At 62.5% G+C, this 25,691-nt stretch carries 19 protein-coding genes, 13 tRNA genes and 1 riboswitch; of the genes, 16 read left to right on the top strand and 16 right to left on the bottom strand.

Translation table 11 applies throughout. The features are described from left to right. Window positions 1-73 precede the first annotated feature (73 nt). The 5 genes from I6L39_RS10845 to rsgA are packed head-to-tail and all read right to left on the bottom strand — an operon-like array spanning window position 74 to window position 2,919. Window positions 74-475, bottom strand: a complete 402-nt coding sequence (locus I6L39_RS10845) for a hypothetical protein (protein ID WP_216989661.1) — start codon at window positions 473-475, stop codon at window positions 74-76. Window positions 476-477: 2 nt separating this feature from the next. Continuing rightward, window positions 478-729, bottom strand: a complete 252-nt coding sequence (locus I6L39_RS10850; RefSeq protein ID WP_161469749.1) for a DUF2960 domain-containing protein — start codon at window positions 727-729, stop codon at window positions 478-480. A gap of 4 nt (window positions 730-733) precedes the next feature. Further along, window positions 734-985 (bottom strand): VF530 family DNA-binding protein, encoded by a 252-nt coding sequence (locus I6L39_RS10855; protein ID WP_042078015.1) that lies wholly within the window; start codon window positions 983-985, stop codon window positions 734-736. Beyond that, window positions 982-1,854, bottom strand: a complete 873-nt coding sequence (asd, locus tag I6L39_RS10860; protein WP_216989662.1) for an archaetidylserine decarboxylase — start codon at window positions 1,852-1,854, stop codon at window positions 982-984. The genes I6L39_RS10855 and asd overlap by 4 nt, the downstream gene beginning before the upstream one ends. A 30-nt stretch (window positions 1,855-1,884) precedes the next feature. Continuing rightward, the gene (rsgA, locus tag I6L39_RS10865; RefSeq protein WP_216989663.1) at window positions 1,885-2,919 is read right to left on the bottom strand and encodes a small ribosomal subunit biogenesis GTPase RsgA; all 1,035 of its coding nucleotides are present in this window, start codon (window positions 2,917-2,919) and stop codon (window positions 1,885-1,887) included. A gap of 92 nt (window positions 2,920-3,011) precedes the next feature. Here rsgA and orn point away from each other — a divergent pair, with 92 nt between their 5' ends. The 9 genes from orn to I6L39_RS10910 all read left to right on the top strand — a co-directional run bounded on the left by orn (window position 3,012) and on the right by I6L39_RS10910 (window position 4,530). Further along, complete coding sequence (gene orn / locus I6L39_RS10870) at window positions 3,012-3,557, top strand: oligoribonuclease (RefSeq protein WP_216989664.1); 546 nt, start codon at window positions 3,012-3,014, stop codon at window positions 3,555-3,557. A 177-nt stretch (window positions 3,558-3,734) separates the two neighbouring features. Beyond that, window positions 3,735-3,810 (top strand) — tRNA-Gly (locus I6L39_RS10875). A gap of 24 nt (window positions 3,811-3,834) precedes the next feature. Beyond that, window positions 3,835-3,910: transfer RNA gene (locus I6L39_RS10880), tRNA-Gly, on the top strand. Window positions 3,911-3,941: 31 nt separating this feature from the next. Further along, window positions 3,942-4,017, top strand: a tRNA-Gly gene (locus I6L39_RS10885). A gap of 24 nt (window positions 4,018-4,041) precedes the next feature. Next, window positions 4,042-4,117, top strand: a tRNA-Gly gene (locus I6L39_RS10890). 24 nt (window positions 4,118-4,141) lie between these two features. Continuing rightward, a tRNA-Gly gene (locus I6L39_RS10895) sits at window positions 4,142-4,217 on the top strand. 24 nt (window positions 4,218-4,241) lie between these two features. Further along, a tRNA-Gly gene (locus I6L39_RS10900) sits at window positions 4,242-4,317 on the top strand. A gap of 37 nt (window positions 4,318-4,354) precedes the next feature. Beyond that, window positions 4,355-4,430: transfer RNA gene (locus tag I6L39_RS10905), tRNA-Gly, on the top strand. A 24-nt stretch (window positions 4,431-4,454) separates the two neighbouring features. Beyond that, window positions 4,455-4,530: transfer RNA gene (locus I6L39_RS10910), tRNA-Gly, on the top strand. Window positions 4,531-5,196: 666 nt separating this feature from the next. Here the strand turns inward: I6L39_RS10910 and I6L39_RS10915 are convergent. From I6L39_RS10915 to I6L39_RS10925, 3 genes are all read right to left on the bottom strand, one after another. Continuing rightward, window positions 5,197-5,406, bottom strand: a complete 210-nt coding sequence (locus I6L39_RS10915) for a cold-shock protein (RefSeq protein ID WP_005297820.1) — start codon at window positions 5,404-5,406, stop codon at window positions 5,197-5,199. 296 nt (window positions 5,407-5,702) lie between these two features. Then, on the bottom strand, window positions 5,703-6,371 hold the full coding sequence (locus I6L39_RS10920) for a LysM-like peptidoglycan-binding domain-containing protein (protein WP_216989665.1): 669 nt from the start codon (window positions 6,369-6,371) through the stop codon (window positions 5,703-5,705). A gap of 99 nt (window positions 6,372-6,470) precedes the next feature. After that, complete coding sequence (locus tag I6L39_RS10925; RefSeq protein ID WP_216989666.1) at window positions 6,471-8,573, bottom strand: methyl-accepting chemotaxis protein; 2,103 nt, start codon at window positions 8,571-8,573, stop codon at window positions 6,471-6,473. A gap of 251 nt (window positions 8,574-8,824) precedes the next feature. Between I6L39_RS10925 and gltX the strand changes: the two genes are divergently transcribed. The 6 genes from gltX to I6L39_RS10955 all read left to right on the top strand — a co-directional run bounded on the left by gltX (window position 8,825) and on the right by I6L39_RS10955 (window position 11,064). Continuing rightward, on the top strand, window positions 8,825-10,240 hold the full coding sequence (gene gltX, locus I6L39_RS10930) for a glutamate--tRNA ligase (RefSeq protein WP_216989667.1): 1,416 nt from the start codon (window positions 8,825-8,827) through the stop codon (window positions 10,238-10,240). Between the two features lie 234 nt (window positions 10,241-10,474). Continuing rightward, window positions 10,475-10,550: transfer RNA gene (locus I6L39_RS10935), tRNA-Ala, on the top strand. 28 nt (window positions 10,551-10,578) lie between these two features. Continuing rightward, window positions 10,579-10,654, top strand: a tRNA-Ala gene (locus tag I6L39_RS10940). Window positions 10,655-10,718: 64 nt separating this feature from the next. Further along, a tRNA-Ala gene (locus I6L39_RS10945) sits at window positions 10,719-10,794 on the top strand. 59 nt (window positions 10,795-10,853) lie between these two features. Further along, window positions 10,854-10,929: transfer RNA gene (locus tag I6L39_RS10950), tRNA-Ala, on the top strand. A 59-nt stretch (window positions 10,930-10,988) separates the two neighbouring features. Next, window positions 10,989-11,064 (top strand) — tRNA-Ala (locus I6L39_RS10955). Between the two features lie 114 nt (window positions 11,065-11,178). Here the strand turns inward: I6L39_RS10955 and I6L39_RS10960 are convergent. Further along, the gene (locus tag I6L39_RS10960; RefSeq protein ID WP_216989668.1) at window positions 11,179-13,329 is read right to left on the bottom strand and encodes an ExeM/NucH family extracellular endonuclease; all 2,151 of its coding nucleotides are present in this window, start codon (window positions 13,327-13,329) and stop codon (window positions 11,179-11,181) included. A 295-nt stretch (window positions 13,330-13,624) separates the two neighbouring features. Beyond that, window positions 13,625-13,708, top strand: a riboswitch (cyclic di-GMP riboswitch). Between the two features lie 145 nt (window positions 13,709-13,853). On the opposite strand from I6L39_RS10960, the gene I6L39_RS10965 reads away from it, so the two are divergent. Continuing rightward, window positions 13,854-16,856: a glycosyl hydrolase family 18 protein gene (locus I6L39_RS10965; RefSeq protein WP_216991783.1), complete on the top strand. Its 3,003-nt coding sequence runs from the start codon at window positions 13,854-13,856 to the stop codon at window positions 16,854-16,856. Window positions 16,857-17,527: 671 nt separating this feature from the next. Here the strand turns inward: I6L39_RS10965 and I6L39_RS10970 are convergent. The 7 genes from I6L39_RS10970 to I6L39_RS11000 form a co-directional block, all read right to left on the bottom strand. Next, on the bottom strand, window positions 17,528-18,763 hold the full coding sequence (locus I6L39_RS10970) for a lipopolysaccharide assembly protein LapB (protein ID WP_216989669.1): 1,236 nt from the start codon (window positions 18,761-18,763) through the stop codon (window positions 17,528-17,530). Window positions 18,764-18,774: 11 nt separating this feature from the next. Further along, window positions 18,775-19,410, bottom strand: coding sequence for an energy transducer TonB (locus I6L39_RS10975; RefSeq protein ID WP_209793187.1), 636 nt, complete (start codon window positions 19,408-19,410; stop codon window positions 18,775-18,777). Between the two features lie 16 nt (window positions 19,411-19,426). After that, window positions 19,427-19,834, bottom strand: coding sequence for a biopolymer transporter ExbD (locus tag I6L39_RS10980; protein WP_005327075.1), 408 nt, complete (start codon window positions 19,832-19,834; stop codon window positions 19,427-19,429). Between the two features lie 67 nt (window positions 19,835-19,901). Next, window positions 19,902-20,429, bottom strand: coding sequence for a MotA/TolQ/ExbB proton channel family protein (locus I6L39_RS10985; RefSeq protein WP_042079118.1), 528 nt, complete (start codon window positions 20,427-20,429; stop codon window positions 19,902-19,904). A gap of 10 nt (window positions 20,430-20,439) precedes the next feature. Continuing rightward, window positions 20,440-21,813, bottom strand: coding sequence for a MotA/TolQ/ExbB proton channel family protein (locus tag I6L39_RS10990; RefSeq protein ID WP_216989670.1), 1,374 nt, complete (start codon window positions 21,811-21,813; stop codon window positions 20,440-20,442). Continuing rightward, window positions 21,810-22,574, bottom strand: coding sequence for a DUF3450 domain-containing protein (locus I6L39_RS10995; protein WP_040068668.1), 765 nt, complete (start codon window positions 22,572-22,574; stop codon window positions 21,810-21,812). The genes I6L39_RS10990 and I6L39_RS10995 overlap by 4 nt, the downstream gene beginning before the upstream one ends. A 102-nt stretch (window positions 22,575-22,676) precedes the next feature. Further along, window positions 22,677-25,283, bottom strand: a complete 2,607-nt coding sequence (locus tag I6L39_RS11000; protein ID WP_042079121.1) for a TonB-dependent siderophore receptor — start codon at window positions 25,281-25,283, stop codon at window positions 22,677-22,679. Window positions 25,284-25,691 lie beyond the last annotated feature (408 nt).

Genomic DNA, 25,691 nt, shown 5'->3' on the forward strand with positions numbered 1-25,691 from the left:
ACAGACCCCAAAGAAAAACCCCGTTGCCTGCAACGGGGTTTTTTGTGTCTGTCGCTTGCCGCGGGAGTTGCACTCAGCGTGCGCTGTCACCGTGAAACAGCGCCCGCTCGCCGGACTTGAGCACATAGCCCTTCCAGGGATAGAGCTGATAGGCGCCGCCCTGCCAGGACCAGCCACCCTCTTCCCCCTGACGGATCAGGCGAACCCGCTCGCCGCTCGGCAGGGTCAGCTCGGCCTGGCTCCGATCGTCGTTGAACAGCACGAAGGCGCTGCCGGTTTCGCCCGCCTCCAGAGATTGCAGCCGCACCGCCTGCTCGAACAGCCGCACGCACTGGCCGGTCAGCTCGGACCATTGATAGCCAGCGCTGCCGATGCAACCGTGCTCGTCGCGGTCAGCCCCCACCATCGGGGCCTGCGGTGTGCCGTTGCAGGCGGCCAGCAGCAGGGAGGCGGCCATCAGAGTCAGGGGGCGCATGCTTACTCCTTGGGATCCCGTTCGATGACGATGCTGGAGAACCCCAGCTCCTTGAAGTAGTTCTCCCTGTAGTCCTTCACGCTCTTCTTGTCGCGCCGGCACACCTGGGCCAGCTGCTCCTCCATGGCGTGGAAGCGGGTGAGATCGATGCCCTCGGCGGCGGCCACGGCATCATAGATGCTGTTGAACTTGTCGTTGGCGTAGCCGATCTCTTTGGCCTGCTTCTTGTAGGTGTAGGTAATCTTGAACGCCATGGCGTTATTCCTTCGATGTGGCTTGCTTGCGCTGGACGTAGAGGTAGAGGCTCTCGACCTTCTCCCGCGCCCAGGGGGTCTTGCGCAAAAACTTCAGGCTGGACTTGATGCTGGGGTCCTGGGTGAAGCAGCGGATGTTGATCTCCTGCCCCAATCTTTCCCAGCCATAGTGGGCCACCAATGCGGTGACGATGGCCTCCAGCGTCAGCCCGTGCAGCGGGTTGTTCTTCTGGGGAGTGGGCGACTGTTCGCTCATGCCTGCGCCGCCAGGGTGGCAAAGGGCTGACCCATGCGGGTGGTGACCCCGTTGGCCAGGTGGGGTTCGAAACCGGCCAGCATGCCGGGGCCAAACAGGCAGACGACTGTGCTGCCCAGCTTGAACAGCCCCATCTCGGTGCCTTTTTGCAGGGTGATGGCCTCGTCGCCGCTGTAGTCCCAGCGTACCACTTCCTTTTGCTTGGTCGGCGCGATATTGCCGGCCCAGATGGTCTCGATGCTGGCGACTATGGTGGCGCCGACCAGCACCAGCGCCATGGGGCCGTGGGGGGTGCGGAAGGTGGCCACCACCCGCTCGTTGCGGGCGAACAGGTTCGGCACGTTCTCGGCGGTGAGCGGGTTGACGGAGAAGAGATCGCCGGGTACGAACACCATGCTCTCCAGCACGCCGTCCAGTGGCATGTGGATGCGGTGGTAATCCTTGGGCGCCAGATAGATGGTGGCAAAGTCGCCATCCTTGAACGGTGCTACCAGATCCTCATAGCCGCCCAGCAGTTCACGGGCGCTGTAGTCGTGGCCCTTGGCCTGGATGATGCGACCCTGCTGGATGGGACCGAGCTGGCTGACGGTGCCGTCCACCGGCAGCGCCAGGGTCATGGCGTCCTCCACCACGGGGCGGATGCCGGGCTTGAGCTCGCGGGTGAAGAAGGCGTTGAAGCTCTTGTAGTGGGCCGGGCTCTCGTGCAGCGCCTCGCTCATGTCGACGCCGTACTGCTTGATAAAGGCCTCGATCACTTTGGTGGTGAGGTTGCCGGCCTCGGCGGCGGCCAGCTTGCCCACCAGGCGGGAGAGGGCGTGTTTGGGCAGACAGTATTGACCGGCAATTTTCAGGTTGTCAGTGATGCTCATGATCTTCATCTAAGGAATGAGTTGAATGGGTCACAGCCGCGCCTGTTGGCGACCGTGGCGGGCTTCCTGCATGGTTTCCAGGATGCGGTGATAGTTGCGGAAGCGATCGGCGCTGATGGCGCCGCGTTCGACCGCCGTGCGCAGGGCGCAGCCGGGATCGTCCTTGTGGGTGCAGTCGCGGAACTTGCAGCCGCCCAGGTAGTCGCGGAACTCGACGAAACACCAGGTGATGCGATCGGCTTCCAGGTGCCAGAGGGCGAATTCGCGGATCCCGGGGGAGTCGATGAGGTCGCCGCCGCTCGGGAAGTGGTAGAGCCGCGCCGTGGTGGTGGTGTGCTGGCCGAGTCCCGAGTTTTCGGAGATCTCGCCGGTGAGCACGTCCAGCCCCGGCATCAGGGCGTTGGTGAGGGACGACTTGCCCACCCCGGACTGACCGACGAAGATGCTGATCTTGCCGGTGAGGGCGGCTTTCAGCTCGTCCAGCCCCTCGCCGCTCTCGCAGCTCACCAGCAGCACCTCGTAGCCGAGCTTGCGGTAGGTCTCGAGCTGGCGCTCGACCTGCGCGCGGGCGGCCTCGTCCAGCATGTCCACCTTGTTCAGCACGATGAGGGGCGCTATCTCCACGTCTTCCGCCGCCACCAGATAGCGGTCGACGATGTTGGTGGAGAACTCCGGCATCACCGCGGAGACGATGATGATCTGGTCGATGTTGGCGGCGATGGGCTTGACCCCGTCGTAGAAGTCCGGCCGGGTCAGTACCGAGTGGCGCGGGTGCACCGCCTCGATGACGCCTGCGGTGGCGGCATTGAGGCCGGGACGCCAGACCACCTTGTCGCCGCACACCAGGCTGCTGATGCTGCTGCGCCTCAGGTTGCTGCGGTGGATGGTGCCGTCGCTCGCCTCCACGTCCGCATGCTGGCCGAAGCGGCTGATCACCACCCCTTCGATGGCGGGTCCGAACAGGGTGTCATCCACCACTGTCGTGTGCTCTTTTTGCAGCCGCCGATCGCGGTTGGCCTGGACGCGCCTTTGTTGACCCAGATTGAGTTTTGCTTTCTTTGCCACGGGGTTTGCCGGTTTATGAACAGATCCAAAGCCAGTATGATACATGCAAATTGGCAAAATTCCGCCATTCCTCCCAACTGAAGAGAGCAATCATGACAGTCAGCGCGCAGAACCTGGTATGGATCGACATGGAGATGACGGGTCTGGACCCCGAACAGAACGTGGTACTGGAGATCGCCACCATAGTCACCGACAAGGACCTGAACGTGCTGGCCGAGGGGCCTGTCATCGCCATCCACCAGAGCGACGCAGAGCTGGCCAAGATGGACGACTGGAACGTCAACACCCATACCAACAGCGGCCTGGTGGCCCGGGTCAAGGCGAGTGAATACGACGAGGCCAGGGCGATCGCCGAAACGCTGGCGTTTATCCGGGAGTGGGTGCCCGAGCGCACCAGCCCGCTGTGCGGCAACAGCATAGGCCAGGATCGCCGCTTCATGGTCAAGCACATGGCGGAGCTGGAAGCCTTCTTCCACTATCGCAACGTGGACGTCAGCACCATCAAGGAGCTGGTGCGCCGCTGGCAGCCGGAGCTGCTGGAGCAGTTCAAGAAGAGCGGCTCTCACCAGGCCCTCGACGACATCCGCGAATCCATCGCCGAACTGCAGTTCTACCGCGCCCACGTCTTCAAAATCTGAGTGACAGGCAAGGGGTTGCCGTCGTCCGGTTGCTAAAATCGGCAGTTCGGCCAGCTTTTGAGCGAACGGCTGCAACCAGACAAAAAAGCCCTTGCAATTGGAATGTCTGCTCTTATAATTCGGCTCCCGTACAGTAGCGCAAGCAACCAAATGCTGTACGGTCTGTTTTCAGGTTTTGCGGGAATAGCTCAGTTGGTAGAGCACGACCTTGCCAAGGTCGGGGTCGCGAGTTCGAGTCTCGTTTCCCGCTCCAAAATGTGCAGATGATTATTCCGATGCGGGAATAGCTCAGTTGGTAGAGCACGACCTTGCCAAGGTCGGGGTCGCGAGTTCGAGTCTCGTTTCCCGCTCCAATCATCCGCCAGCCTCAAGACAATCCATGTTGCGGGAATAGCTCAGTTGGTAGAGCACGACCTTGCCAAGGTCGGGGTCGCGAGTTCGAGTCTCGTTTCCCGCTCCAAACATTTGCAGATGATATTCCGTTGCGGGAATAGCTCAGTTGGTAGAGCACGACCTTGCCAAGGTCGGGGTCGCGAGTTCGAGTCTCGTTTCCCGCTCCAATCATGTGCAGATGACATACCGTTGCGGGAATAGCTCAGTTGGTAGAGCACGACCTTGCCAAGGTCGGGGTCGCGAGTTCGAGTCTCGTTTCCCGCTCCAATCATGTGCAGATGACATACCGTTGCGGGAATAGCTCAGTTGGTAGAGCACGACCTTGCCAAGGTCGGGGTCGCGAGTTCGAGTCTCGTTTCCCGCTCCAAGCTTGTTTTATGAAGTGCTGCAGATGGTATTCCGTTGCGGGAATAGCTCAGTTGGTAGAGCACGACCTTGCCAAGGTCGGGGTCGCGAGTTCGAGTCTCGTTTCCCGCTCCAACCATGTGCAGACGACATCCTGTTGCGGGAATAGCTCAGTTGGTAGAGCACGACCTTGCCAAGGTCGGGGTCGCGAGTTCGAGTCTCGTTTCCCGCTCCAATCTCTCGTCAGATCCTTCAAATTCAATCTCTCTGCGCCAAGCTCGCCATCCAGTTTCCCAAGACAATACTTGCCATACCCGGTTGGTAGAGCATGATCCACGCTTGCCAAGGTCGGGGTCGCGAGTTCGAGTCTCGTTTCCCGCTCCAATCTCTCGTCAAATCCTTCAAATCCAATCTCTTTGCGCCAAGTTCACGCATCCAGTTTCCCAAGACAATGACTGCCATACCCGGTTGGTAGAGCATGATCCGCGCTTGCCAAGGTTGGGGTCGCGAGTTCGAGTCTCGTTTCCCGCTCCAATCTCTCGTCAAATCCTTCAAACCCAATCTCTCTGCGCCAAGTTCACGCACCCAGTTTCCCAAGACAATCCTTGCCATACCCGGTTGGTAGAGCATGATCCGCGCTTGCCAAGGCTGGGGTCGCAAGCCCGAGTCTCCGTTTCCCGCTCCAATCTCTCCTCGAAGCCCTCATCATCCGTTCGCATTGCCCACCACATCGCGCCGTTATGCTTTGCCGGATCCGGCTTTCGGCGAGCTCTGCGCTCACCTTTTCCTGCAGGCAAGATCTAAGTGGCTGATGGCGGCAGCGGTTTGTGCGGGGAGGGGAAATGACGGACAAAAAAATAGGAGGGGCCTTGGCTCCTCCTACAGACTCACTGGTGCCGGCTCAGATAACGGTGACGTTCTCGGCCTGAGGGCCTTTCTTGCCCTGGGTCACAGTGAACTGGACTTTTTGACCTTCAGCCAGGGTCTTGAAGCCTGCACTCTGGATGGAGGAGAAGTGAACGAAAACGTCCGGTCCCTGGGATTGCTCGATGAAGCCAAAACCCTTGGTTTCGTTGAACCATTTTACTTGGCCGGTGCGAATGTCAGACATGTGGTAAGTCCTATCTATAACAAAATGAAACTAAGCCTCGTTAGGCTGCATTTGCCTGGAAGCCAGGGGTTGAAGCATGACTGACCACGTCTCTTTGTCCCAGTAGCATGTAGCACAATCCCTGTCTAAAGCCTGACCGATTGTACTGGAGCCCGATCCCTTGTCAATTTGGCCCTTTTCATTTTTTGAGCAAGCTAAAAGTATTGTGAAGTCAGCGGCTTGTTTCATGCTTCACGTCAAAAAAACGGGAGGCCATGGCCTCCCGTCTGCACGATCGCACTGGGGCTGACTGTGCCTCACTCCTTGAGGGCGAACCCTTCCCCCTGGCGGTCATAGCGATAGTTTGCCTGACCGAAAGAGCGGATCTCGACCCGCTGGATGCGGCGGCTGTCGTCCACCAGAATGAAGACCGACTTGCCGGACTGCAGCCGGGTCAGCGGGCGATCAGGCCCTTCGATGGCGATGAGACGGCTGAGCTCGGCCCCCGGCAGCTCGAACTTGCGCCAGATGGAGTAGAGGGTCTCGCCCGCCTGCACCTCGTGCTGCAGCCAAGTGCCGTCCACCTTCTCCTCGACCGGCTTGGTCGCGGCTGGCGCGCTGCCGGCCGTCTCGCTGCCGACGGTCAGCGCCTGGGCCGGTACGGCGAGTGGCACAGCAAGGGAACCGGACGGGGCGGCCGCCGGTGCGCTGGGGGAGGGCTCCCAGGCCAGCACTATCAGCCAGAGCGGGATCAGCACCAGCAACCCTATGGTGTGTTTGCGGGGCAGCGGGCTTGCCAGCCTGAACGAGGCCGCCTTCGGCTCCTTGTTGTGCTGACCCAGGCCACTCATGCCCTGGCCGAGGCGCTGGCGCAGGGGCAGGGTTGCCGCGTTGATACGTTGGAGCAGGGTTCCTTGTGATTCGTCTTGGCGACGCTGCTGGGCTCGTCTGTTATGGCCACGTGGGCGACGGTCCGGGGTGGGCACGGCATTTACCTCTCACTACATTGCCTGCCATCAGGCAAATATGCCGCCTATGGTAAACGGACTCGCCCCCGAGGGGGAGAGTCCAGAGCATGAAAATTATCAGTTGAGACGGAATTGTCCCAACAACTGCTGCAAACGCTCCGCCGCCTGACGCAGGGCCTGGCTGGCGTTGGCCGTGCTGGTGGCGTCCCGGGCGATGTCGTTGGCCAGTGCGCTGGTTTTTGACAGATTGCCGGAGACGGTCTCGGAGACAGAGCTCTGCTCCTCGGCGGCGGACGCTATCTGGTAGGTCATGTCGTTGATGGTGGCGATGGCCTGGAAGATGCTGTCCAGCGCCGCCTCCGCCTGATCCGCCTCGCTCACCGCCTGATGGGTCAGCTGCTGGCTCTGCTGGATGGCGTTGACCGCGTTGGCCGAGCTGTGGCGGATCTTCTCGATCAGCTCCTGGGTGTTCTGCACCGCCTGCTGGGTATTGCCCGCCAGCTTGCGCACCTCGTCCGCCACCACCGCAAAGCCGCGCCCCTGTTCGCCGGCCCGGGCCGCCTCGATGGCGGCGTTGAGGGCCAGCAAGTTGGTCTGGTCGGCGATGCCCTGGATCACGGTGAGTATGCTGGTGATCTGCTCGCTGTCGTGGGCCAGCCCCTCCACCACCTCGGCGCCCTTGCCCGCCTCGGCGGCGACCCTGTGCATGGAGTGGATCACCTGCTGGAAGCGCACCTTGCCCTGATCCGCCGCGCTCTGGGCCTGCTTGGCGGAGTCGGCGGTGTTGTTGGCGTGAGTGGCGACCTCCTGGCTGACGTAGGACATCTCCTGCACTGCGGTCAGCATCTGCTCCATCTCCGCCTGGTGATGCTGCAGGTTGCCGTCGGTCTGGCCGGCGATGCGGTCGGTGTCCCCGGCGTGGCGATGCACCTCGCTGGCGGTCTTCTGCACGTCGCCGAGCAGCGCCTGCAGCTTGTCGATAAAGCGGTTGATGCCGCGGGCCAGGGCCCCCAGTTCGTCCTGGGATCGGGTCTCCAGGCGCTTGGTGAGATCCCCCTCGCCATCGGCGATGTCATCCACCAGGCTGACCATCTGGCGGATGGGGCCCGTGATGCTGCGGGCGATCACCAGCATGGTGGCGAGCGCCAGCACCAGCACCAGCAGGGCACCGATCAGCTGCTGGGTCATGGCGGCCCGGTTCATGTCGGTGAGCTGGGCTTCCAGCTCGTCGGCCCCCGCCAGCACCACCTGGTAGGGCAGGGTGACTATGATGGCCCAGTTGCGGGCCATGCCAGGCACCGCGATGGGCACCGAGATGCGAAACGCCTCGTCGAGCTCCTGGCGCTGTACCTCCGGCTTGAGGTACTGCTGCCAGCCGTCGCCCAGCACCTTGTCGGCCCGGCTGCCGAGCAGGGCGGCATCGCCGCTGGTGCCGGTGATGACACCGGCGGCGCTGACGATCAGGGTCTCCCCCTTGCCGTCATAGATGTTGCTGTTGAGGGACTTGGCCTGCCGGCTGATGGAGTCCACCGCCAGATCCAGGGCGGCTATCCCCTTGAACTGGCCGTTTACCAGGATGGGGGTGGTGATGGTGCTCACCAGCACCTGCTGACCGTTGATGTCCACCTTGAAGGGGTCGATGAGGCAGGAGCGCCCCTCCCGTTGCGGGCAGGCGTAGTAGTCGTTGGCGGGATTGCCGAATTCGTCCGGGTCGCTCTTCTCGATGGAGAGCAACAGATCCGTGCCGATCTGATCCTTGTCGCGATAGAAGTAGGGGACGAAGCGCCCCTGGCCGTCGCTGCCGAGCGCGCTCTGGCCGGTGAAGCTGGCGTCCTGGCCGTCGAAGCCGTTCGGCTCGAAGCCGGCGAAGGCGCCGTAGAGCTGGGGTTCCAGACCGAGCTGGGCCTTGAGCAGATCGGTGGCCTGCTGGCGATCCAGCGGCAGCTTGCCTTCCTGCTGCCGGGCGAAGACGCTGGCCATCTGCTGGGTGTAGGAGAGCCCCTTCTGCAGCAGTTGGGTGATGGTGGCGGCCTCGGCGCGGGCATTGGCGCTCACCTTCTGCCAGGCCTCCTGTTGCAGGGCGGCGCGGCTGGAACTGATGGTGAGCTGCTGGGTCTGCCGGCCCGAGTATTGATTGAGCAGGATCAGGATGACCAAGGCCGCGGTCATGGCGATCCCGGCCAGCACCAGGATGCGATTCTGGATAGAACGAAACTGCATCTTGTGTTCCTTGTGTGGTAGAAGGTTGTCCGAAGTATCGGCAGGGCGGGAGATCTCTCCAGCAATCTCGCCTAGCTAAGCGGAAAAAGAGGTAACATTCTGCGATCCCACTCATAGTCAGTGGTTTTTACCTGTTTCTCCCCTATTTTACCCTCTGCCTCTCCATGGTTTTCCCATCCGTCATTGTCGGTGCTAAAATGCGACGGTTTTTTTAACGAATTGGCCCAAGGCCCTCTACACAAGGCTTAAAGATGAAAGTCAAGACCCGTTTTGCTCCCAGCCCGACCGGCTTTTTGCATGTCGGCGGTGCCCGTACCGCACTCTATTCCTGGTTGTTTGCAAAGAACCAGGGCGGCGAGTTTGTGCTGCGTATCGAGGATACCGATCTGGAACGTTCCACTCAGGAGGCCATCGACGCCATCATTGAGGGCATGGAATGGCTGGAGCTGAACTGGGATGAGGGTCCCTACTATCAGACCAAGCGCTTCGATCGCTACAACGCCCTGATCGACGAGATGCTGGCGGACGGTCGCGCCTACAAGTGCTACTGCTCCAAGGAGCGGTTGGAAGCGCTGCGCGAAGGCCAGATGGCCAACGGCGAGAAGCCCCGTTATGACGGCAAGTGCCGGGATGGCGCCCACGATCACCCGGCCGATGCGCCGCACGTGATCCGCTTCCGCAACCCGACCGAAGGCTCGGTGGTGTTCGACGACCACGTGCGCGGCCGCATCGAGTTCGCCAACACAGAGCTCGACGATCTGATCATCCGCCGTACCGACGGTGCGCCGACCTACAACTTCTGTGTTGTAGTCGATGACTGGGATATGGAGATCACCCACGTGGTGCGTGGTGAAGACCACATCAACAACACCCCGCGCCAGATCAACATCTACAAGGCGCTGAACGCGCCGGTACCGGAATTTGCCCACGTCTCCATGATCCTGGGTGACGACGGTGCCAAGCTCTCCAAGCGCCACGGTGCAGTCTCCGTGATGCAGTACCGCGACGATGGCTACCTGCCGGAAGCCCTGCTGAACTATCTGGTGCGTCTGGGCTGGTCCCACGGCGATCAGGAGATCTTCAGCCTGGACGAGATGATCAAGCTGTTCAGCCTGGATGCCATCTCCAAGTCTGCCTCTGCCTTCAACACCGACAAGCTGCTGTGGCTGAACAACCACTACATGCGCAGCCTGGATCCGACCTATGTTGCCAAGCATCTGGCCTGGCACATGGAAAACCAGAAGATCGACACCCGCAATGGCCCGGCCCTGGCCGACGTGGTCACCCTGCTGGCCGAGCGTTGCAACACCCTGGTGGAGGTGGCCGCCCAGAGCCGCTACCTGTTCGAAGAGTACGAGACCATCGACGAAGCTGCTGCCAAGAAGCACCTGCGTGGCGTCGCGGCCGAGCCGCTGGCTCTGGCCAAAACCAAGCTGGCTGCACTGGATAGCTGGACTACCGAAGCGCTGCACGAGCTGATTGAAGCGACCGCTGCCGAGCTGGGCCAAGGCATGGGCAAGGTCGGCATGCCGCTGCGCGTGGCCGTCACCGGCCAGGGTCAGTCCCCGGCGATCGACGCCGTGATGGCACTGGTGGGCAAGGAGCGAGTCCTCGCTCGTATCGATCGCGCGCTGGCTTATATCGAAGCGCGCATGGCCGCCGAGTAAGCTGCTGTGAATCACCAGAAGGGCCCCCTGACGGGGCCCTTCGCATTTTGGCCTCGAGCGGATTTGCGACGTAAAACAGGGAGATAGCGACGAGGTTGGCGGTAAAACCGGCTAACTGCCTGAATTTTGACTAAACGCTCCAACGAGCGAGAATTTTGGGTTGACAGCAAAGCGGGCGATGCCTATCATGCGCCTCCGTTGCCAGAGATAACTTTGGTAGCGCCGAGGTGAGTTGGGGTTATAGCTCAGCTGGGAGAGCGCTTGCATGGCATGCAAGAGGTCCGCGGTTCGATCCCGCGTAGCTCCACCAAATTCTCCTCGAACAATCTGGAATCCAAGGGGTTATAGCTCAGCTGGGAGAGCGCTTGCATGGCATGCAAGAGGTCCGCGGTTCGATCCCGCGTAGCTCCACCAGGTTCCTGATTGAAGATGAAGTACCCAGGGCAGTGCGGTGTGTATCACCCAGGCCGATCTTTGTGGGGTTATAGCTCAGCTGGGAGAGCGCTTGCATGGCATGCAAGAGGTCCGCGGTTCGATCCCGCGTAGCTCCACCATTATTTGCAGTAACGGACAACCGGCCGCCAGAACCCGTTGTCTAATGAAGAAAGAATTTGGGGTTATAGCTCAGCTGGGAGAGCGCTTGCATGGCATGCAAGAGGTCCGCGGTTCGATCCCGCGTAGCTCCACCATTATTTGCAGTAACGGACAATCGGCCGCCAGAACCCATTGTCTAATGAAGAAAGAATTTGGGGTTATAGCTCAGCTGGGAGAGCGCTTGCATGGCATGCAAGAGGTCCGCGGTTCGATCCCGCGTAGCTCCACCATATAGAAGGCCACCGCATTGCGGTGGCCTTTTTCTTTTCGCCTCCATCTTCCTTTCCTCTTCGTCGTAACAAAGCCCGCACTGCGGCGGGCTTTTGGTTCATGCCGGTTCGGCATCAGCCGTGACGACGACGCCAGGCCAGCGGCAGCAGCGCCAACAGCAGGACGCCCAAGGCGCCGCCACCGCCCTTGCTCGCTTCCCTGAGCCTGAGGTCGACGATGATGGGGTCGTGGTCGGAGGCGCTGAACGGGTTGTCCGACTTGATCATGTCACCGGTGAAGCCACGACCGTACTCGAACAGGTTGCTCTCGTAGGAGTTGATGTGCCAGTCGGCCACGGCCACCACCTTGTTCGCCAACGCCGGGTTGGCGAGGGCGTAGTCCAGGGTGCCGAGCTCGGCCTCGTAGCTGTAGGAGATGGCCTTCTCCTGGTTGAACCTGACGTTCAGGTCCACCAGACCATAGCCCTTGCCCACCTCCTGGCCGATGGGCTCATACGCCTGCTCGCCGAGGAAGGTGTGGGAGGCGGAGCGGATCTTGCGATCGCTGCTGGCCGGCGCATAGTCGGTCAGCACCCGGATGGGATCCTCCTTGGCATAGGAGTTGAAGTCCCCCACCAGCAGCACCTGGCCCGGCAGCTTGCTCACCGCCTCCCCCAGCACCTTGGCGGCGCTGACCCGAAACTCGGTGCACTTGCCCTGCAGATCCGCAGGCTCGCTCTTGCCATCCCCGTTCTCGTAGCAACCCGAACCCTTGGATTTCAAATGGTTGACCACCAGGGTCAGGGGATCCTTGCTACCCGTTACGGTGAAGCGCTGCACCAGGGAGTCACGCTGGCCGGCAGTCCTGGCGACGCCGCCCGTGGTGTAGCGCTGCTCGGGCAGCTGGATCACGCTGGCATCGCCGCTCGGGGTGAGCAGGGCGGGGCGGTAAATCATGGCCACCATGATGGCGTCGCCGCCAAAGAAGCGATCCTCCGTGAGCAGGGCCTTGGGCAGGGTGACGAAGGCGTAGTGCTTACTCACCTCCTTTTGCCGGGTGTTGAGGCTCTCCACCAGATCGTGGAGGGCGGCGTGCTCGTCGAAGCCGTTGTTCTCCATCTCCATCAGGCCGAGCAGGTCGGCGTCCATCTCGGTGATGGCGCTGACGATCTTGGCGCGCTGCAACTGGAACTCCTCCAGGCTCTTGGCGCCGCGGTTGCAGCCCTTGGCGCTGTCCGCGTCCGCCTGATCCGCGCAGAGCACGTTGAGGGCGCCCCCCACGCTGGAGTGGCTGGTGAAATAGTTGAGCACGTTGAAGCTGCCGATGCGCAGGTCGGTGCCATTGGCGCGGGCCGGTGCGCCCTGGCGGTCGTTCTCGTCGGTGCGCAGCAGATCCCCCGCCGTGATGCGCTGATCCTTGGGCACTATCAGGCGGTACTCGTCATGGCTGTAACCCACCAGGGCTTCCAGATTGACCGGGGCATCGCCGATGCGCAGGTAACCCTGCTCCGGCTCCCAGGCGGGCAACCAGGGCAGCTTGCCGTTGGCGGCCTTGAAGTCCGACTCGAGGAAGACGCGGTTGCCCGCATTGGCCTCGGCCAGCGCCACGGCCTCGGGGCTGCTCGCCACATGGAGCTGGGTCGGCTTCATCAGCGGGGCGCCGTGGGCGAGCACCAGGTTGTTGCGCCGGGCGGCATAGTCGTAGCTGAAGTTGCGGCTTACCTTGAGCGCGCTGCCCCCATCGAGGCGCACCCGCATCCCTTCGTGACGCTCCAGGGCCCGGGCCAGGGTTTCCCCCTCCAGCACCCGCAGTGCCGTGGCGGCGGGGGCGGGGGCGGCGCCCTGGGCCAGGGTTGTCAGGCGCGGTGTGCTGCCATCAAACAGGGGCTTGAGCTGGGTGTGACCATGATACTCCTCGACCTTGGCCTCCAGACAGACCAGGGCGCCCGGCTGGATGTCCGGGTACTTGCTGGCGAAGTTCTTGTCATTGAGGTAGACGAAGATGCCGTCCGACGTCTCGAGGTTGCCGTCCCCCTGCACATCCAGCAGGTAGAAGCCCTTGTTGAGACTCTCGCCAAGGGCGGAGACCACGGCCCTGACCGAGACGCTGCCGGGGCTTTCGAACTGATCGTCAGGGACGAGGGGGCTCTTGTCGCCGCTGCCCTGGATGGCGGGGATGGGGGTGAGGGCACTGTCGGCCGGGCAACTGAAGCCCGCGGCATGGAGAGACGGGGACGCGAGGGCGAGCCCCACTGCCAGCGACAGCAGGGTAGGTGTTCCTTTCATGGGGATTCCTTTTTTTATTTTTGCCAGTGTTTCCATAGCCTTGGCCTCTTGGCCAAGGGCGCGCATTGTCACATTTCTGGCTGCTCTGACCAGTGAGGGAGCGCACATTATAAGGAGACAAAGGAGCCCATCTGCCATTTTTTGACATGGCTAACAGTTTGATATTGATGAGTTATTTGTTATTTGTCCGGTGGGTGAAAAGTGTGAAGCCGCCGGCATTCACATATTTTCCTTCGAGAATAAAGATTGAGCCGTTGTCACTTGCTTCCTATACTCGGGCTGTTCCTCACGGAACCCAGGCAAAGGGCAAACCGGCAGCGATGTCGGGACGCAAAGCCTCCGATCTGACCCACGTGGGCCAGACAGCGGGGTTACCCAGGGTGACTTGAGGGTCTGTGGCCCGTCCATGGCCTGTTGTCGTTCCCTTGTTCCCTGTTGCGATTGCGCTTTTCCCGGTGTTGAAGCCAAGACAAAACAAGGATGACAACAATATGCAACAGATCTTGAGGCCCAGCAGGCTCGCCATGCTGGTCGCCCTTGCGGCCGTCCCTGCCTGGGCGCAGGCCGCCTATCCCGCCTATCAGGCCGGCACCGCCTACCAGGCTGGCGACATCGTCAGCAACGCAGGCGCCCTCTATGAATGCAAGGAATTCCCCTACTCCGGCTGGTGCGGCGCCTCGCCCTACCACTATGCCCCCGGGGTGGGCGTGGTCTGGGCAGATGCGTGGAGGCTCTATGGCGGCGAAGTGCCGCCACCGGCCCTGGTCGTCGCCATCGGCTCCCCTGCCGTGGGCAGCAGCGTCAGCGAAGGGGCAAGCGTCGCGCTGGCGGTCACCCTGAGCGGCCCGGTCACGGCGCTCGCCCGGGTGGAATACCTGGTCGACGGCACCCTGGTTGCCACGGCGAACGCCTCCCCCTGGAGTGCCAGCTGGTCTGCCGTCGGTGTGGGCAATCACGCCCTCAAGGCTCGGGCGCTGGACAAGGACGGCAAGGTGCTGAGCGAGGCGGACTCCAGCTTCAAGGTCGCCGCCGTGGTCGCGCCCGAGGCGCCCAGGGCGAGCATCGCGAGCCCCGCCGCCGGTGCCAGGGTGACTCTGGGCCGTGCCCTCACCGTGAGCGGCAATGTCACCGACGCCAACGACGACGTCGCCAGGGTCGAGCTGTTCGTGAATGGCCAGAAGGTGGGCGAGGACACCAGCGCTCCCTGGCAACTGAGCTGGACGCCCCAGAGCAAGGGGCTGGCCGGTCTCAAGCTGGTGGCGACCGACAAGACCAATCTCTCCGGGGAGTCGGCCCAGGTCGATGTGCAGGTGGAAGAGGCCGCGCTGCCCCCCACCGGCGGCAACCTCTCCTGCGACGTGCGCCAGATCTACCGCGCCGACGGCAGCGAGTGCATGGGGGATGACCACGGCCGCCGCGTCATCGGCTATTTCACCTCCTGGCGCACCGGCAAGAACGGCCTGCCCGCCTACCTGGTGAGCGACATCCCCTGGGACAAGATCACCCACATCAACTACGCCTTCGCGGCGGTGGATGAGCAGAGCCACACCATCAAGGTGGATGACGCCGCCACCAAGCTGACCTGGAACGGGGTGCCGGGCGCCGAGATGGATCCGGAGTTCGCCTATCAGGGTCACTTCAACCTGCTGTCCAAGTACAAGAAGCAGTACCCGGACGTGAAGACCCTCATCTCCGTCGGGGGCTGGGCCGATACCCGCGGCTTCTACGCCGCCACCACCAAGGGCGACTGCTCGGTCAACACCGCCGGCATCAACGCCTTTGCTGACTCGGCCGTAGGCTTCATCCGCCAGTACGGCTTCGATGGGGTGGATATCGACTACGAGTACCCCACCTCCATGAAGGATGCGGGCAACCCCAACGACTTCCCGCTCTCCAACCAGTGTCGCGGCAAGCTCTTTGCGAACTATGAAGTGCTGATGAAGACCCTGCGCAACAAGCTCGACAGCGCCGGGACCGAGGACGGTCGCAAGTACATGCTGACCATCGCCTCGCCGGCCTCGGCCTACCTGCTGCGCGGCATGGAAAACTTCCAGGTCACCCAGTACCTCGACTACGTCAACCTGATGACCTATGACTTCCACGGTGCCTGGAACCACTTCGTCGGCCACAACGCCGCCCTGTTCGACAACAAGGCGGATCCCGAGCTGGCCCAGTGGGGGGTCTACACCCAGGCCCAGTTTGGCGGCATCGGCTATCTCAACTCCGCCTGGGCGGCCCACTACTTTCGTGGCGCCCTGGCGGCGGGCAAGATCAACATAGGGGTGCCCTATTACACCCGCGGCTGGCAGGGGGTCACCGGTGGCACCCACGGCCTGGGTGGCAAGGCGGCGCTGCCGAGCCAGAGCGATTGCCAGCCGGGCACCGGTGGCAGCACCATCCCCTGCGGCAACGGGGCGGTGGGCATCGACAACATCTGGCACGACCTTGACAAGAACGGCAAGGAGATAGGCGGCGGCGCCGTGCCCATGTGGCACGCCAAGAACCTGGAGCACGCGGCCAGCCTCGGCATCACCACTCTGCCGAGCTACGGTCAGGCCTGGGGTCTGGATCCCAACAACCCGGCCCACGTGATGCAAGGCCAGTATGTGCGTTACTACGACGACAAGGCCCATGCGCCCTGGCTCTGGAACGAGCAGAAGAAGGTGTTCCTCTCCACCGAAGATGAAGAGTCCATGGGTCACAAGCTCGACTACATCGTCAAGCGCGGCCTGGGCGGCGTCATGTTCTGGGAGATGGCGGGGGACTATGACTTCGATGCCGCGAAGAACGAGTACGTGATGGGCAGCACCCTCACCAGCCTCGCCTACGAGAAGTTCAGCAAGGCCGACAAGGCGGCCCTGAAGCAGAATGATCTGCCGGCTCCGGCCGCCCAGCTCGACATCGGCGTGAGCCTCTCCGGCTTCAAGGAAGGGGACTCCAACTACCCGATCAACCCGACCCTCAAGCTCACCAACAGGTCGACCCAGACCATTCCGGGCGGCACCCGCATCGAGTTCCTGGTGCCCACCTCCACCTCCGACACCATCACCGACCAGAGCGGCATGGGGCTGAAGGTGGTGGAGAGCGGCGGCAACCAGAACTCGGACGGCATCGCGAGCGAGAAGGACTTCCACAAGGTGGCCCTGACGCTGCCGGCCTGGAAGGCTTGGGCGCCGGGCACCGACGTGGAAGTGGCCATGACCTACTACCTGCCGGCCGCCGGCGTGCCGAGCGGCATGCGCCTGATTGCCGGCAGCCAGACCATAGGCCTGAAGTCCGACTTCCCGGCCCTGGCCGAGGCGGTGCTGGGCAGCAGTGGGGGGGACGGCGGCAGCGGTGGCACCACCTGCGCCAGCCAGAACGTCAACCCGGCGGACTACAACGCCTATCCGACCTGGCCACGCGGGGATCACGCCAACGGCACCGACCGCATGACCCACAACAAGGGGGTCTGGCAGGCGAACTGGTGGACCAGCAGCGAACCCAAGGCGGGCGACGGCAGCTGGAAGCTGGTGTGCAACTACTGAGTTGTCCCGGCTGCTATACCAGCAGCGAACTCAGAGCGGGTGACGGCAGTTGGAAGCTGGTGTGCAACTACTGAGTTGTCCCGGCTGCTGTACCAGTAGCGCACTCAGAGCGGGTGCCGGCAGTTGGAAGCTGGTGTGCAACTACTGAGTTGTCCCGGCTGCTGTACCAGCAGCGAACTCAGAGCGGGTGCCGGCAGTTGGAAGCTGGTGTGCAACTACTGAGTTGTCCCGGCTGCTGTACCAGCAGCGAACTCAGCGCGGGTGACGGCAGTTGGAAGCTGGTGTGCAACTACTGAGTTGTCCCGGCTGCTATACCAGCAGCGAACTCAGAGCGGATGACGGCAGTTGGAAGCTGGTGTGCAACTACTGAGTTGTCCCGGCTGCTGTACCAGCAGCGCACTCAGAGCGGGTGACGGCAGTTGGAAGCTGGTGTGCAACTACTGATGACAGGTTGAGGGGGCAATCCCCTCTCAACGCAACGACCCAATCCGGAGCCCAGGCTCCGGATTTTTTTTGCGCCCTGTGTAAGGAGGGGAGGGGTGAAAAGGGCAGGGGGCCATAAAAAAGACCGCTCCGAAGAGCGGCCAATTGCCACCAAGGCAATCTGCGGGGCGAACCCCATTGTGAATGGGCAGTCGCCATGGGCGGATTCTTGCCCATGGCGTGCCGGTTTATTGAGTGACGGCGCCGCCCTGCTGCTCCTTCAGGAAGCTGATCCAGGGGGTGGCGCGGCCACTGACGTTGCCATTCTGGGCGGCCTGGGTGAAGGCGTTGAGCGCCTCCTTGGGCTTTTGCTGCTCAAAATAGGCGACCCCGGTCAGGAACTTCAGATCCGCCCGCTGCTCGCCGCTGGCGTTGGCGGCAGGCTTGGCGGCGAAGGCCACCAGATCCTGGTAGCGCTTGCTCTGGATCATCATGCGCGCCATCTTGAGCTGCAGCTCGGCATTGGGGGCCAGCTTGTAGGACTTGGCCAGGGTGTCGATGGCCGGGTCCAGCTCCTTGGCCTGATGCCAGTAGTTGGCGAGCGTCTTGTAGTTGGCCGCGGTGCTCTCGATGGTCCCCTCCTTCATGGCCTTCTCCATCACGCGGGCGGCGCGGTGGGGAATGCCGGCGAAGGCGAGGTAGTTGGCCAGACGCTGCAATTCGGCCGCCTCGGTCAGCATGCCGAGGTTGTAGGCCCCTTCCAGCGCCGCCAGCGCCTTGCCATCGTTGCCCGCTTGCATATGCATGGCCGACAGCTGGGTCCAGTACTTCTTCTTCTCCGGATAGCGGTCGACCAGCGCGGTGAGCACCTCGGTGGCCGGCTTGTACTGTTTCAGCTCGTAGTGGGCCGCCATCTTCAGCAGGTACCAGGACTCAGGCGCCTTGCCCGCAGAGAGCTTGATCGCGCTGTCCACCGCCGGAATGGCTTCCCGGTACTGCTTGAGCTGCACATGGGCGTTGGCCAGGGTGATGTAGGCGTGCGGGGTCGGTTTCTCGTCCTTGCCGAGGTTCGCGAACCACTCCTTCATGGTGCTGATGGAGCCCTTGAAGTTCCCCTCGGCCATGTAGAGCTGGGCCAGGTTGTAGCGCACCTGCTGGGCCACCGGGGGCGGCAGGCCGCCGGTGGCGATGGCGTCGGCGAAGTACTTGGTCGCCTGACCGTACTTCTCCTGCTGGGCGGCCACGAAGCCCAGGGTCTGCAGAATGACCCCCTTGTCGTAGACCCGCTCGCCTGCGCCGGACAGCGCCTCCTGCAGCTTGGCATTGGCCTCGCCGTATTTCTTCTCGGTGATCAACGCCTGGGCCTTGTTGACCGCGCGGTAGGCGCGGTCAGACAGGGCGGGCTGTTCGGCGGCCCAGGCGGCGGTGCTGAGCAGCACCGCCATGGCCACCGGGGCGAGGATCAGGGTGTGTAACTTTTTCATCGCCACCTTCCTTAGTTGGTCGCAAACTCGATCTCTTGCTGCATGCGACTGGGCTGCGGCTTGCCGTCCACCATGGCCGGCTTGAAGGTCCACTTGGCTATGGTCTGGCGCGCCGCCTTGCCGAGGTCATAGCTGCGGGGCTCTTCCTTGACGATGCGGATGTTGCTCACGGTGCCGCGCTCGGTGACGGTGAACTCCACCAGCACCTTGCCGGAGGCGAGGCCGGCCAGCGCCGCCTTGCGGGGCATCATGGGCTCGAAGGTCGCCATCGGGATGGCGCCGTTGTTGCCACCCATGCCGCCGCCACCGCCGCCGGTGCTGTAGGCACCGAGGGCGTTGCCACCACCGATGTTGACCGGGATGTCGAGCTTGGGCATGTCCATGGGGGAGCTCTCCATCTGCGGCCTGTCCGTGCTCGCCACCTCCATCTCGGGAGGGGGAGGCGGGCGGTTCGGGGGCGGCGGCTTGGGCAGTTCCCGTTGCTTCTCTTGCAGGGTCTCCTGAGGCTTGAGGCGGATGAAGTCGGTCATGGTGACGTCCTCCCTCTCCGTCAGCTCCCGGTGATCCGGCGTGATGAGCTTGTTCATTCCCAGGAACAGGAAGAACACCACCACGCAGGAGACCGCCAACGATATCAGGTATCTCATAGGGCTCGCTCCGGCATCAGCTGCTCTTGCTTGCCGCGATGGAGATGTTCTGGACACCGGCCATGCGGATCTGATCCATGACTTGGACCACCAGCCCGGAACGGGACTCGGTATCGGCCTGGATCACCACGGCGCTCTCCGGGTTCTCCGCCCGCAGCCGCTCGATGTTGGCGCGCACCGCCCCCACCTCGACGACCCGTTTGTCGACCCAGACCTGACCGTTCTCGCGGACCGCGACCATGATGTTCCCCTTCTTCACCGTCTCGGCCGTGCTGGCGCTCGGGCGGTTGATCTCCACGCCGGACTCCTTGACGAACGAGGTGGTGACGATGAAGAAGATCAGCATGATGAACACTATGTCCAGCATGGGGGTCAAATCGATGGCCGCCTCGTCCGCACCGCTGTCGCTGTGACGTTTTCTCATGGCAAAAAACTCCTTGCTTGTTCTGTGCCCCGGCGGGCCAAGGCCTGCCGGGGATGTGCATCCTGCATCAGCCGTGTTTCAGGTTGTCTTCCAGCTTCTGCACCGCCAACTTGGCCTTGTGATCGAGCTGGTTGACAAAAAACAGGCCGGAAAGGGCGGCAATCATGCCCGCCATGGTCGGCACCGTCGCCTTGGAGATCCCCGAGGCCATGGCGCGCGGCGACCCGGTGCCTGTGATGGCCAGGGTGTCGAACACCTGCACCATGCCGACCACGGTCCCCAGCAGCCCCATCAGCGGGCAGAGGGCGATCAGCACCTTGATGACCGGCATCCCCTTGTCCACCGCCATGGCGACCCGGGAGACCAGCTCGCGGCGGATCTGTTTGGCGGACCAGGAGAGGTGATCGGTGCGGGCCAGCCAGGCAGCCTTGGTCTGCTTCACCTGCTTGGGGTAGACCGCCCTGAAGTAGAACCAGCGCTCCAGCAGCAGGGCCCACATCATCAGGGTCAGGAAGAACAGGGCGACCAGCACGTCGCCCCCCAATCCCAGAAACCGGCGGACCGACTCGACTTCTTCAATCAACCAGAACCACATGGGTGACTCCTTAGGCTGCGGCCTTGGCGGCGTGCAAGCGTTCCTGATAGCGGGCGACGAAGCCGGCGCTCTGCTCTTCCAGGACCTGGATGAGACGGCGGCTCTGGGTCTGTACGATGGTGTAGAGGAACAGCATGGGCACGGCCACGACCAGACCCTGCATGGTGGTGACCAGGGCCTCGGAGATGCCGCCCGCCATCAGCTTGGGATCGCCAGTGCCGAACAGGGTGATGGCCTGGAAGGTGGCGATCATCCCCACCACGGTGCCCAGCAGACCCAGCAACGGGGCGACCGAGGCGATCAGCTTGATGATGCTGATGCCCTTCTCGAACTTGGGCACGTTGCGCAGGATGATCTCGTCGAGCTTGGATTCCAGATCCTCGATGTTGTCACCGCGGTGCTCCTGGTAGGCCACCAGCATCTCGCCGATGGGGTTGCCCTTGATGACCTGCTCGGACTTCAGCTGCTTGCGCATGGCGCCGCCGATGAGGGAGAGGCGGGCACCGCAGAACAGGGCCAGCAGGGTCCCGAGCACGCCGAGCACCATGATGACGTAACCCACTTCACCCCCCTGGTCGATCCGTTCCTTCAGGGTCGGGGACTGCACCAGCAGGGAGAGGATCACGCCGCGGGACGGATCGATGAAGACGGGCTTGACGCTGCCGTCACCCTGCTCAAAGTCGGCCACGGGCTCCAGTACCGCCTTGTCGGGCTGGCGGGGCAGCTGCTCGAACTTGCCGGTCTCCGGCACGAAGGTGAGGTACTTGCCCTCGGAGACGGTGTTGAACTCGCCGATCTGGGTGACCGTCTTCTCGGCCTGGTTGCCCTCGCCGTAGACCACGGTCGCCGGGATCTGGCTCACCTTGCCACCGTCGACCATGCGGCTGAGGGTGGTGGTCCAGAAGGCGGTCAGGTCATCGCTGGAGGGGAGCTCCTTGCTCTCGGCCAGACGGGTCAGCAGGGCGGTCTGCTCGGGATGCTCGACCCGGCGGGCGGAGGCGTTGAAGATCCCCTTGAACTCGCCGGCGAACTGGCGCAGCACGCCGAACATCTCGCCCATGTTGCCGGAGCGCTGGCGCAGGGTCTCGGTCAGCTCGGTGAGCTGCTTGTCGTTGGCATCGAAGGTGGCCTTGAGCTGTTCGCCCTTGGCAACCTCGGCGGCCAGCTCCGCCTTGGCCTTGGCCAGCAGGGCTGTCTGCTCGTTCTTGTCGGCCAGGAAGCGGGCTTCCCGCTCCTTGTTGAGCTGGGACTCGCTGGTGCTGGCGGCCTTGACCTGATTGAGCAGGGCATTGAGATCCACCGGCTTCTCGGCGGCGGTCACCGGCAGGGTGACCAGGGTGGCGCCCGCGATCAGCGAGGCGATGGCAAGTTTGATTCCTTTCATGATGCTTTCTCCGCAGTTTGAACCGGCAGCTTGATGAGGGCGGGAGGCGCCTGCTTCTTGGCGATGCGAAGGCCCTGTTCAACCGCGCTGCGATACTCCTGGGGCAGCTCCTCCCACTGGCGGGTCTTCTTGTTCCACATGCCGGTCTCATTGCCATCCGGGGACTGGTAGAGCAGGGCGATGCGACCCACGCGCAGGAACTCGTAGGTCTTCTCGCCGCCATCCTTGTCCAGGCTCGCCTTGTAGGCTTCGATGGTGCGGCTGAAGCCCTCTTCGATCTGGTAGGCCTCGAGGATCTTGCGGTACTTCTCGGAGATGGTGACGTCGGCCCGGTTCATGAGATCGGTCAGGGCCGCCACGCGGTCCTCCCGCTCGACCTTCTGGAACGGCAGGTCCAGGGCCACGAACTGATCGAGGGAGTCGATCATCTTGAGCATCAGGGGCACCACTTCGGTGCTGGTCTGGTCGATCTGGGCGATCTGCTTCTGCATGGAGGCGAGCTCGGCACTCTGGGACTCGACCATCTTGCCCACCTGCTCGTTGTAGGTGCGCAGGCTGTCGACCTGGCGCAGGGCGGCCTTGTACTGGGCCAGGGCTGACTCGGCAGAGTCGGCGTAGCTGTCGATCTTCTGCTGGGAAACTTTGGAGGCATTGTCGGTGGCGGCTTGAGCGTCCACGGCCTGACCGGCGGTGGCGGCACTCAGATTGAAGCTGGTCAGCAAGGCAGCCGAAATCAGGCTGCCGAGGAGCGCTTTCTTCATTGTAATTGTCCTTGTTTTCATAGGATTACCCTATCTCCGTAACTTCCTTGGGGCATGGGGCAAAGCCGGCCCGACCGGGCCGGCTTGTCATCTGCTGGTGGATTAGAACTTCTGGCTGTAGTCGAGGTAGTAGATGCGGCCGTCGATGCTGTAGAGATCCTCGTCATAGGTAAAGCCATCGCTCTCGAGGGACGGGCCCACGTTGAACATGTTCTTCACCCCGACCTGGATCTTGCCATCCCAGGGGGCATCCACGCCGACGTTCAGGTTCCAGGTGGTCTGGGACGCGATGTGGCCCACTTCCTCACCGGTGTCGGCGATGTAGTCCTGGCTCTGGGAGTCGATGTAGTTCGCGCTCAGGTAGGTATCCATGTTCCACCACTGGGGAACGTTGACGCCCACGCCGGAGCTGAAGCGCAGCTGCGGCAGACCGTTCTGGCCGATCTTGTCGATGACGGGGCCACCGGCGTACAGACCTTCCTTGTACTCCAGGATGTAGGTACCGCCCAGGTCGTAGCGGATGGTGGCGGCGTTCAGGTCGTAACGGTAATCCAGCTTCAGATCCAGGCCGCTGGTGTTCAGGGTGCCGAGGTTGACCATGGGGGCGATGGCGCTGCTGATCTTGCCCTGGCTGTTGCGGACTATGTTGCTGGAGCCACCGTTGTTCAGTTCGTCATAGATGACGGACTGCAGGGAGTTCAGCTGGATCACGTCCTCGATCTTGATGGTGTAGTAGTCCAGGGAGAGGTTCAGGTCGTCCAGCGGGCTGTAGGCCACCCCGAAGTTCCAGGTATCCGCGGTCTCTTCCTTCAGATTTTCGTTGGCGGTGCGGGTGGTGGTGTACTGGCGGTTCGGGCAGTCGGCGGCCGAGATGCCGTTCGCCTCGCAGTAGACATAGTCCTTGGCCCAGTCGGCGGACTCCGAATCTGCCGCGTAGAGATCGCTCAGGCTGGGGGCGCGGAACGAGCGGGACCAGGAGGTACGCAGCATCAGGTTGTCCAGCGGCTGGTAGCGCAGGCTCGCCTTGGGCGAGAAGGCGCTGCCGAAGTCGCTGTAATCATCGAAGCGGCCGGCCACGTTCAGCTCGACCTGCTCGGTGATGGGCACCAGGGACTCGATGTAGGCGGCGGTCACGTCGCGCACCCCACCGGAGGAGTTGCCGGCGGAGCCGATGATGTTGCCGGCCTCGGACTGGGCATCGTACTTGTCGCTGTAGACCCAGTCGTTGTACTCGGCACCCGCGTACCAGCTGACCGGACCGGCCGGCAGCTCGCCCATGTCCCACTGGACACCGGCGTACCACTGGTAGAAGTCCATGGTGGAACGGCGGCTGGTGTCGGCGGCCATGGAGGCCGTGGTATTGGCGTCAAACTCGCCCCCCACGAACTTGCCGTCGGCAACCGCCTGCTGGGCGGCGGACTTCAGCACGTAGCCGGTGCCGTTCTCCTTGTTGTCGGTCTTGGAGTACATGTAGCCGGCGTTCCACTGCATGTCGCCGACGCTTTCCGTGGTGACAGTGCCCTCGAAGCCGAGGTTCATGCTGCCGGTCACGTCAGTCACGTAGTTGTCGCGGGGACCGACGTTGCTGAAGCGGTAGTAGGCGTAGGCTGCCTCACCCAGACCCTGGGTGGCGGCGGCATCCAGGCCGTTGTCGGTGAAGAACTGGGCGTTCTTCGGGTTGGCCGGATCTATGGTAAAGGCGCCGGCGGCGGGGGCGAAGCGACCGAAGCTCTCGACCCGGGAGCCGATGAGCTGCGGCACGAAGTCCACGGTGTCGTTGATGTGGTAGCGACCGTTCACGTAGAGGGTGTCACGGCTGCGGGAGGCGGTGGTGGCCGCGACCTGGCCATAGTTGAAGTTGCAGCCGCCCTCGAAGCCGATGAAGGGCTCTTTGCAGGTGCCGTCGGCATTGGTGGCGCCGGCCAGGGGGCCGTATTTCCAGATGGGATCCCCGTTGGCATCGAGGCCGGTGATCCCTTCCACGTTGCGACCGTAGGGGCTGGGGGCATCGTTGCCCTGCTTGGCGAGATAGTCGCGATCACGGCTGTAGATCACGTCCTTCTTGTCGTGCTCGTAGACCGCCATCAGCGAGCCCTTCTCGCCGTTGATCCCCGCGACCATGGAGCCGCTCTTCTCGTCACCGCCCTCTTCGGTCGGGGAGCCGAGGCGACCCTGGAAGGTCAGGCCTTCGTAGCCCTCTTTGAGCACCACGTTGATGACGCCGCCGATGGCGTCGGAACCGTAGATGGCGGAGCCGCCGTCCAGGTTGACCTCGACCCGTTCAACGGCGGCCATGGGGATGGTGTTGAGGTTGATGGAGGTGCCACCCATGGTGGGGGAGCCCGCCACCCGCTTGCCGTTCAGCAGGACCAGGGTGCGCTCTGAACCCAGGCCGCGCAGGCCGACGGTGGATTGGGACTGGAAGGAGCTGCCGGAGGCCGGGGAGACGCCGCCAAAGGAGTTGTAGGAGGCTTGCTTGAGGTAATCGGCGACGGTCTGCTGACCTGACTGCTCGATCTTTGCCTTGGTCACGGAGACGACCGGGGTGGCCCCCTCCACGTCGACCCGGGAGATCCGCGAGCCGGTAACCTTGATTTTTTGCAGTTTTTCGACGTTCTGGCCCTCTTCGGCCAGGACAGGGGTGGCCACAACTGCCGCGCTCGCCAAGGCAAACGCTACGGCAGCAGAGAGTCTGCTTTTCCTAAGCATGGCTAGTATCCTTCCTGATTGTTTTTTGTTTGCTTCCATTACCGCCCTCGTTGGAGCGGTGCGTAAGGCTTATCAAGGTTTGATGACGGACGTCAAATGGAGCGGCGAGGATGGGGATGAAGCAGGGAATCAGATGACTATCTATGATTGATGGATTGTTTTTGGCGTTTTATTCCGAAAATATCAATCAAGATTGTGTAAAGATGTTGTTAATTTCGATCTTTGCAATTTTATTTATTATTTTTGAACTTATCGATAACTCGCCTGTCTCGCCAGGCTCAATATCGTTAACCCATGCTTTTCCAGTATATTCATCTGCCTTTCTGCGGGAGGCCGTTTTGAGCTGGTCTGATCTCCATGGATATATCCCTCTTCTTCTACAGGTAAAATAAAGAGGGCGATGATTGG

Origin of the sequence: Aeromonas sp. FDAARGOS 1409, from assembly GCF_019048705.1 — a bacterium.
In the GTDB taxonomy this organism is placed as follows: Bacteria; Pseudomonadota; Gammaproteobacteria; order Enterobacterales; family Aeromonadaceae; genus Aeromonas; species Aeromonas sanarellii.